Origin of the sequence: Silanimonas sp., assembly GCF_044377035.1 — a bacterium.
Lineage (GTDB): Bacteria > Pseudomonadota > Gammaproteobacteria > Xanthomonadales > Xanthomonadaceae > Silanimonas.
The window spans coordinates 202328-209828 of record NZ_JBILJW010000002.1 but is presented as its reverse complement, the minus strand read 5'-3'; the positions used below and the strand labels follow the sequence as shown (position 1 = coordinate 209828).

Below are 7501 nucleotides of genomic sequence, written 5' to 3'. Positions count from 1 at the left end.
CTGCCGCGCAGGCCGCGAAGGCGCGCATCGAGCAGATCACGTCGGACGTCGAGCCGGGCCGCATCTACGAAGGCAAGGTCGCCAAGATCATGGACTTCGGTGCGTTCGTGACGATCGCCCCCGGCAAGGACGGCCTGGTGCACATCTCGCAGATCTCGGACGAGCGCGTCGAGAAGGTCAGCGACAAGCTGAAGGAAGGCGACGTGGTGCAGGTCAAGGTGCTGGAAGTCGACAAGCAGGGCCGCATCCGCCTGTCGATCAAGGCCGTGGCCGAGGGCGAGGGCGTCTAAGCCTTCGCCTCGCTGCCGAGCTGGAACGAAAAAACCCGCCGGAAGGCGGGTTTTTTCGTTATCGCGTCAGAAGGCGAGCTTCGCGGGCGACGCGCTTGAGTTCGGCCGCATCGATGGTGTTGTTTGCCTGAGAGGCCGCGAGTAGCAACGACGCCAGCTCGTCCAGCACGGCCACGATGCGGTCGCCGCGTGTGCCGGCGCCGTGCAAATGCAGCTGTGCGCAGCGGCCCATGCGATCACGGACGTGCAGCATCGTGCCATCGAGGTGATGGTACTGGTACGGTTCCAAGGATGCCGTGCGCAGCGCGCTGTCGAAGAGCTTCACGAAAACGTCGTTTTCGTCGGGTGGTAGCGTTGCCGAGCCGTTCCACGTCGGTCGCCCGAGAACGCTTTCCGTGGACGTGCGGTCCTGATGGTCGTACGTGCTGACGGTCCATCGTCGTCCATCGACCCCGAGCACGATCCTGTCGAAAAAGCTCGGGAAGATGAGAATCTCCCAAGTCGACGTGGGCGGCGGCATCAACTCATGCGTGAACTTGGGGAGCCCTGGTTCGGATACGTGGCAACTAAACATGCCCGACGCGTCGGCCTGCTCGCGCGCGATCCGGGCAGCAGCGTTCCTTTCACCAATCTGCCTCGCCCACTCGTTGGAAATCGGGCTGAGCGCGGGTACCGAGGCCAGCAGCATAGCCCCGAGTGCAATGCGCCGCGCATTGCCCCACGCGAATGGCAGAGGCTTCGCCACCCGAATCAGGCCGACGTCGACGCCGTCATCTCCACGCGATTCCGCCCACCCGCCTTGGCGATGTACAGCATGCGGTCCGACTCGTTGAGCGCGGCATGCATCGGCACCTTGGCGCTGCTGGCAGGCAGGCGGCAGACGCCGATGCTGGTGGTCAGCGAGAAGGTGCGGCCGTCGGGCAGCTCCACCGAGAGGGCGGCGATGCGCTCGCGAAGCGCCTCGAAGTAAGCGCGGCTGGAATCGGCATCGAGATCGCCCGCCAGCACCACGAACTCCTCGCCGCCGAAGCGGGCGACGACGTCCTCGGCACGCATGTGCGCCTGCAGTGCGCGAGCGACGGACTTGAGGGCGAGGTCGCCGCCGTCGTGGCCCCAGGTGTCGTTGATCTTCTTGAAGTGGTCGATGTCGAGCGTGGCCACGGCGCACTCGCGGCCCGCGGCATGCAGCGCATCGATGCGGCGCTCGGCGAGCTCGAAGAAATGGCGGCGGTTGGACAGGCCGGTGAGGAAATCCTTCGTCGCGAGATCCTGCAGCGTGCCGATGAGGTCGAGGTTGTCGACGTTCTGCGAGACGCGGCAGAAGAATTCCTCGCGCGAGAACGGCTTGTGCAGGAAGTCGTTGGCGCCGTTCTTCAGGAAGCGCGCCACGAGCTCCGGCTTGTTGGCGCCCGACACGCCGATGATCGCCATGCGGTCGCGCGCGTAACGTTCGCGCAGCTTGGCGCTGAGGTCGACGCCGGTGAGGCCGGGCATTTCGTGGTCGGTGATGACGAGGCGGATGCCCGGGTCCTGATCCATCGCAAGCAGGCCGTCCTCGCCACTGCTGGCCAGCAGCACGCGGAAGCCGTAGGACGACAGCAGCTCGGCGACCATCAATCGTGCCGACGGTGAGTCGTCGACGACGAGTGCGGCGATGCGGCGGTTGCGGTCCAGGCGCTGGGCCAGCCAAGCCAGGTACTCGAGGTGTCCGGGTGCGCTCTTGATGACGTAATCGACGACGCTGCGGCCGAGGATACGGTCACGCAATGCCTCGTCGTACTTGCTCGACACGACGACGATCGGCAGGCCGGTCTCGGCGAAGCGGTCGATGATGGCGTCCTGCGCGGCGTCGGGAAGGACCAGCCCGCTCAGCACGAGGAAGATGTCCGGGTTCGCGGCGAGTGCCGTTTCGGCTTCGGCCATCGTGCGCGCGAGGACGACCGGCAGCCCGGCGCGTTCCTCCATCGCTTCAGCCAGCATGCCGGCGTAACTGCGGGAGTTCTCGACGATGAGGACGCGTTGGGGCAGGGCGGCCATGGCGGGGGCTCCGTGATGTTGGGCCGAGCATCGCCCTTGGCCGGGCCTGCGGCAAGCCAAACGGTGTCAAGGCGCCGGGCGCAGCCACTCCAGCCGGTGCGAGGCGTGGTGCTCCCCAAGCATCCGGGCCAGCACCGGCAGGGCCGGGGCGAGCGCGGCGTCGAGCTTCCACGGCGGGTGGAACATCAGCATGCCGCTGCCGTTGAGCCGCAGCGGCGAATCGTCGGGGCGGACGAGGACCTCCGCGCACAGCAGGCCGCGCGGGGCGAGCAGGGTGGCCTGGCGGAAGAAGCCGTGCAGCGCCCGCCGCTGCTTGATCGGATACCAGACCGCCACGCCGCCGGTGGGCCAGCGTTCGAGCGCCGTGCCAACGGCCTCGAGGACGCGCGGGTACTCCGCTTCCTGGGCTTCGTAAGGCGGGTCGATGAGCACCAGGCCGCGCTTCTCCTTCGGCGGCAGCAGGGCCCGGGTGGCTTCGTAGCCGTCGCGCGCATGGGCGGCGGCGCGCGGATCGCCGGCGAGGTTCGCCTTCAGGGTCGCGGCTTCTTCCGGCTGGAGTTCGCAGGCGGCGAGGCGATCCTGTGGGCGCAGGGCGGCGAGGGCGATCCGCGGCGAACCGGGGTAGGCGCGGAGCCGTCCGTCGGGGTTCGAGCGGCCGACGACCTCGCACAGGCGCTGCACCGCCGCGGGCAGACCATGCCGGCCCCAGAGCCGACCGATGCCCGCCTGGCCTTCGCCCGTGCGTTCCGCCGCTTCGGCATCCAGGGCGTAGTGCCCGCGGCCGCCGTGGGTGTCGAGTACGAACACCGGGCTGTCCTTGGCGGTGAGCGCGTCGAGCCAGGCGAGCAGGGTGACGTGCTTCAGGACATCGGCGTGGTTGCCGGCGTGGAAGGCGTGGCGGTAGTTCATGGCGCGCAGTCTAGCGCTGTGCACCGGTGGCCCGCGCTAGCATGCGGACTTCCACACGGAGGGGGTTCCATGGCCAAGTTGTTCCGCTGGACGTTCCGCGGCGCGCTCCTGCTGCTGCTCGCAGTGACGTTGTTCGTTCTGCACAGCCTCTATTTCAAGCCGGTCAGCATCCGCATCTTCTACGAGCGGGTGTTCGCGGAATTCGCGCTCGAGAGCCCGCAGATCATCTCGAGCCTCGGCATGCTGCCGCCGTCCATCGACTGGACCGCCGACGAGCTGGACGACTATTCCCTCGCGAAGGGCGAGGAACAGATGGCCAAGCTGAAGGCCGACCTCGCCACTTTGCGCAGCTACGACCGCGCGGCGCTGGACGACGCCCTCAGCTACGACGTCCTCGAGGTGTTCCTGCAGACGCAGGCCGACGGCGAGCGCTTCCGCTTCCACGACTACCCGCTCAACCAGCTGTTCGGCATCCAGAGCAATCTGCCGAGCTTCATGGCGTCGCAGCATCGCATTGCCGGGCTCCCTGGTGCCGAGGCCTATGTGGCCCGCCTGCGCGAGATCCCGCGGGTGGCGGCGCAGGTGCGCGAGGGCATGGCCAAGCGCGAGCAGCTCGGCATCATTCCGCCCACGTTCGTGGTGGAGAAGGTGACGGCCGAGATGCAGGCCTTCGTCGCCACCGAGCCGAAGCAGAACATCCTCTACACCGCCTTGGCCGACAAGATGGCCAAGGCCGACGAAGCGATCGCCGAGGCCGACCAGCAGCGAATGCTCGCCGATGCGGAAGCCGTGATCCGCGACCAGGTGTATCCGGCCTACCAAGGGTGGATCGACGACTACGTGGCCCTGCTGCCGAAGACCACCGGCAACCACGGCGTCTGGGCCCTGCCGGACGGCGCGGCCTTCTACCAGCACCAGATCCGCATGCACACCACCACTGACATGACGCCGGAGCAGGTGCACGAGCTCGGCCTGCGTGAGGTGGCGCGCATCGAAGGCGAGATGGACGCCATCCTGAAGGGCGAAGGCCTCGTCGAGGGCACGATCGGTGAGCGCGTGCGCACGATCGCGGCGCGCCCGGACCAGCTCTATCCGGACACCGACGAAGGGCGCGCGCAGATCCTCGCCGACTACCAGGCCATGATCGACGCCATCGACGCCGGCCTCGGCCCGTACTTCAACGTCCGCCCAACGCAGCCGGTGAAGGTGGAGCGCATCCCCGAGTTCAAGGAGAAGACCTCGCCGGGCGCCTACTACCAGCCGCCGGCCTTGGATGGTTCGCGGCCGGGCGTGTTTTACGCCAACTTGCGCAGCGTGCAGGAGATCCCTCGCTTCAGCATGCGGACGCTCGCGTACCACGAGGGCATTCCCGGCCATCACTTCCAGCTCGCGATCCAGCAGAAGATCCAGGGCGTGCCGACCTTCCGCAAGCTGCTGCCGTTCACCGCGTACTCGGAAGGCTGGGCGCTGTACTCCGAGAAGCTCGCTGCCGAGATCGGCTTCCAACCCACGCCGCTGGACGACCTTGGCCGCCTGCAGGCCGAGATGTTCCGCGCCGTCCGCCTCGTGGTCGATTCCGGCCTGCACCACAAGCGCTGGACGCGCGAGCAGGCGATCGACTACATGGTCGAGAAGACCGGTATGCCGCAGACGGATGTCGTCGCCGAGATCGAGCGCTACCTCGTGATGCCGGGGCAGGCGCTGGCCTACAAGGTCGGCATGAACACCATCGTCGAACTGCGCGACGAAGCGAAGCGCGAACTCGGCGAGGGCTTCGACCTCGCGGCCTTCCACGACGTGGTGCTGACCAACGGCTCGCTGCCGATGACCCTGCTGCAGCAGCGGGTGCGGGCGTGGATCGCGGCGGAGAAGGCAAAGGCGGGCGGCGCCGAGGCCGCGGTGGCCGGTTGATGGAGCGCCGCGTCGTCCGTGGCGCCGAGGTCGGGCTGTTCCTCCCCGACCTCGCGCGCCTGCGTATCGGCGTGTTCCGGGAATGGCCCTACCTGTACGCCGGCAACGAGGCGTATGAGCGGGCCTATCTCGAAGTGTATGCCCGTTCGCCCGACAGCGTTTTCGTGCTGGCGATGGACGGTGGGCGCATCGTGGGCGCGTCGAGCGGCCTGCCGCTGGCCGACGATGCCGAGGCCTTCCGTGCGCCGTTCGAGGCGGCAGGGTTCGACATCGCGCGGGTGTTCTACTTCGGGGAGTCGGTGCTGCTGCCCGAGTACCGTGGCCGCGGGCTCGGGCATGCGTTCTTCGACGCCCGCGAAGCGCACGCGGCGGCGCTGGGGCGTTTCGACTGGACGGCGTTCTGCGCGGTCGACCGCGATGCGTCCGATGCGCGACGTCCGCCGGACTATCGCGGCAACGAGGCCCTGTGGGGCAAGCGCGCCTACGTGCGTCGCGACGACTTGCGCTGCACCCTGGGGTGGCCGGAAGCCGAGGGCGGCCCCGACGTGGCGCACACGCTGACCTTCCGCTTGCGTCCGATCAGCCGAAAAGGCTGACGCCCGGCACCGCCCACAGCGCGATGCCGGCGAGCATGGCGCCGATGCCGGTGGCGGCCAGTACATCGCTCGGGTAATGCACGCCGAGGAACACGCGGGACACCGCGATGCTGGCGGTGAACGGAATCAGCCACACGGCGAAGCCGGGGTAGTGGGCCAGCGCGACGAGCGTGAAGCTGACGGCATGCAGCGTGTGCCCCGACGGGAAACTGAATTCGTCCAGCGGCGCCACCCAGGCCCGCACCGCCGGGTCGCGGTGGCAGGGGCGGGCGCGACGGAAGAAGCCCTTCATGCGCCGATAGAGGATGGCCGCGATGCCGCCGACCACGGCCATGTGGGCCGCGGCGTGCAGGCCTTCCTCGCCGCCGAAGACCGCGAGGACGGCCATCATCGCGTACCAGAACACGCCGTCGCCCAAGCGGCTGACGGCCTTGAAGTAGAGGCGCACGGCGCGGTACGTGCACCAGCCATTCAACTGCAGGCACCAGTGGTGTTCGCGTTGGACCAGTGCGGAGCGCGTCATCATCAGGCGGCCCTCTCGAGCGGGTGGGTGATTTGGATGAGCAGGTCGGCGAAGTCGCGCGACACGCGGTCCGGCGACAGGCCCTCGACGGCCTCGCGGGCAGCGCTGCCCATCGCGATCCGCTGCGGGGAGAGGGCGACATCGAGGAAGCGCGCGAGGAAGGCCGTCTCGTCGCCGAAGCGAAGCGCCGCGCCGTGCAGACCGTTGCGGAGGTGCTCACGCGCCGCACCGTAATCGAAAGCCACCGTCGGCAGGCCCGAGGCCATGGCTTCGAGGGTGACGTTGCCGAAGGTTTCCGAGAGGCTCGGGAAGCAGAACACGTCGGCGGAGGCGAAGTGCGCGGCCAGTGCATCCCCGCGCAAGGTGCCGGCAAAGATCACCTCGGGATGCTGCGCCGCCAGCGCCGGTCGTTCCGGACCATCGCCGACGAGCACGAGCTTCGTGGTGGACCTCTCGGCCTTGAGGGCCTCGTAGCAGCGCATCAGCAGGGGCAGGTTCTTCTCCGGCGCGATCCGGCCGACATGGACGATGGCCAGATCGTCCGGGCCAACGCCCCACTGTTCGCGAAGCGCGTCGGCACGGAAGGACGGATGGAAGCGCACGGTGTCCACGGCTCGGCCGAGGCGATGGGGGTGGCGGAAGCCCTGAGCCGTCAGTTGCTCCACCAGCTCGCTCGTCGGCACGAGGGTGGCGTCGGCGCGATTGTGGAAGCGGCGCAGCCACGCGAACACCCAAGGCGCGAGGAACCCGGCGCCGTAGCGGCCCACGTAGTCGTCGAAGCGCGTGTGGAAGCCGGTGGCGACGGGGATTCGCAGGCGCTTCGCCGCGCGCAACGCCGACCAGCCCAGTGGGCCTTCCGTGGCGATGTAGATCGCGTCCGGCCGTTGGCGCATCCAGCGCGCCGCCAGCTTCCGGCCCGCCGGCAGGCCGAAGCGCATGCCGGGATAGCGCGGGATCGGTGCGCCGTCGACGCGGAGCAGCTCCGGGGATTCATCGCTCAGTTCGCCCGGGCGCGCAGGGCGCACGAGGCCCACGTCGTGCCCGAGCGCCCTCAGCCCGTCATGCAGGGATTGCACGGTGAGGGCCACGCCGTTGATCTCCGGCGGGTAGGTCTCGGTGACGAGCTCGAAGCGGCGGGCGAGGGCGGCGGTCGTGTCCATGCCGCGAGCCTGAAGGCGATGCGCGGCACGGCGGTGACATCGCGATGACGCTGGCGTGACGCAGTACCGGCAATC

At 68.7% G+C, this 7501-nt stretch carries 8 protein-coding genes; 3 read left to right on the top strand and 5 right to left on the bottom strand.

Translation table 11 applies throughout. From position 1 onward, the window contains the following. The coding region (locus ACIQ6S_RS02050; protein WP_397606888.1) for a S1 RNA-binding domain-containing protein at positions 1 to 290 on the top strand (290 nt) is incomplete at its 5' end. A 58-nt stretch (positions 291 to 348) separates the two neighbouring features. Here ACIQ6S_RS02050 and ACIQ6S_RS02045 read toward each other — a convergent pair. The 3 genes from ACIQ6S_RS02045 to ACIQ6S_RS02035 all read right to left on the bottom strand — a co-directional run bounded on the left by ACIQ6S_RS02045 (position 349) and on the right by ACIQ6S_RS02035 (position 3236). Continuing rightward, positions 349 to 978, bottom strand: coding sequence for a hypothetical protein (locus tag ACIQ6S_RS02045; RefSeq protein ID WP_397606887.1), 630 nt, complete (start codon positions 976 to 978; stop codon positions 349 to 351). 62 nt (positions 979 to 1040) lie between these two features. Next, positions 1041 to 2327 (bottom strand): diguanylate cyclase, encoded by a 1287-nt coding sequence (locus ACIQ6S_RS02040; protein WP_397606886.1) that lies wholly within the window; start codon positions 2325 to 2327, stop codon positions 1041 to 1043. Positions 2328 to 2393: 66 nt separating this feature from the next. Beyond that, positions 2394 to 3236: a 23S rRNA (adenine(2030)-N(6))-methyltransferase RlmJ gene (locus tag ACIQ6S_RS02035; protein WP_397595595.1), complete on the bottom strand. Its 843-nt coding sequence runs from the start codon at positions 3234 to 3236 to the stop codon at positions 2394 to 2396. A gap of 69 nt (positions 3237 to 3305) precedes the next feature. Between ACIQ6S_RS02035 and ACIQ6S_RS02030 the strand changes: the two genes are divergently transcribed. Together ACIQ6S_RS02030 and ACIQ6S_RS02025 are read left to right on the top strand one after the other, a co-directional pair. After that, entirely contained in the window at positions 3306 to 5147 is a 1842-nt protein-coding gene (locus ACIQ6S_RS02030) for a DUF885 domain-containing protein (RefSeq protein WP_397606885.1), read from the top strand. Beyond that, the gene (locus tag ACIQ6S_RS02025) at positions 5147 to 5743 is read left to right on the top strand and encodes a GNAT family N-acetyltransferase (RefSeq protein ID WP_397606884.1); all 597 of its coding nucleotides are present in this window, start codon (positions 5147 to 5149) and stop codon (positions 5741 to 5743) included. Before ACIQ6S_RS02030 ends, ACIQ6S_RS02025 begins: the two co-directional genes overlap by 1 nt. Here ACIQ6S_RS02025 and ACIQ6S_RS02020 read toward each other — a convergent pair. Together ACIQ6S_RS02020 and ACIQ6S_RS02015 are read right to left on the bottom strand one after the other, a co-directional pair. Beyond that, entirely contained in the window at positions 5727 to 6272 is a 546-nt protein-coding gene (locus ACIQ6S_RS02020; protein WP_397606893.1) for a phosphatase PAP2 family protein, read from the bottom strand. The genes ACIQ6S_RS02025 and ACIQ6S_RS02020 overlap by 17 nt on opposite strands. Continuing rightward, positions 6269 to 7426 carry a glycosyltransferase family 4 protein gene (locus tag ACIQ6S_RS02015; protein ID WP_397606883.1) on the bottom strand — a complete coding sequence of 386 codons (1158 nt, stop codon included), beginning with the start codon at positions 7424 to 7426 and terminating at the stop codon, positions 6269 to 6271. The genes ACIQ6S_RS02020 and ACIQ6S_RS02015 overlap by 4 nt, the downstream gene beginning before the upstream one ends. Positions 7427 to 7501 lie beyond the last annotated feature (75 nt).

Excerpts from the sequence above, each read along its gene's own strand:
- ACIQ6S_RS02040 (WP_397606886.1), bottom strand. The coding sequence starts at position 2,327 with ATGGCCGCCCTGCCCCAACGCGTCCTCATCGTCGAGAACTCCCGCAGT.
- ACIQ6S_RS02015 (WP_397606883.1), bottom strand. The coding sequence starts at position 7,426 with ATGGACACGACCGCCGCCCTCGCCCGCCGCTTCGAGCTCGTCACCGAG.
- ACIQ6S_RS02035 (WP_397595595.1), bottom strand. The coding sequence starts at position 3,236 with ATGAACTACCGCCACGCCTTCCACGCCGGCAACCACGCCGATGTCCTG.
- ACIQ6S_RS02030 (WP_397606885.1), top strand. The coding sequence starts at position 3,306 with ATGGCCAAGTTGTTCCGCTGGACGTTCCGCGGCGCGCTCCTGCTGCTG.
- ACIQ6S_RS02045 (WP_397606887.1), bottom strand. The coding sequence starts at position 978 with ATGCTGCTGGCCTCGGTACCCGCGCTCAGCCCGATTTCCAACGAGTGG.
- ACIQ6S_RS02025 (WP_397606884.1), top strand. The coding sequence starts at position 5,147 with ATGGAGCGCCGCGTCGTCCGTGGCGCCGAGGTCGGGCTGTTCCTCCCC.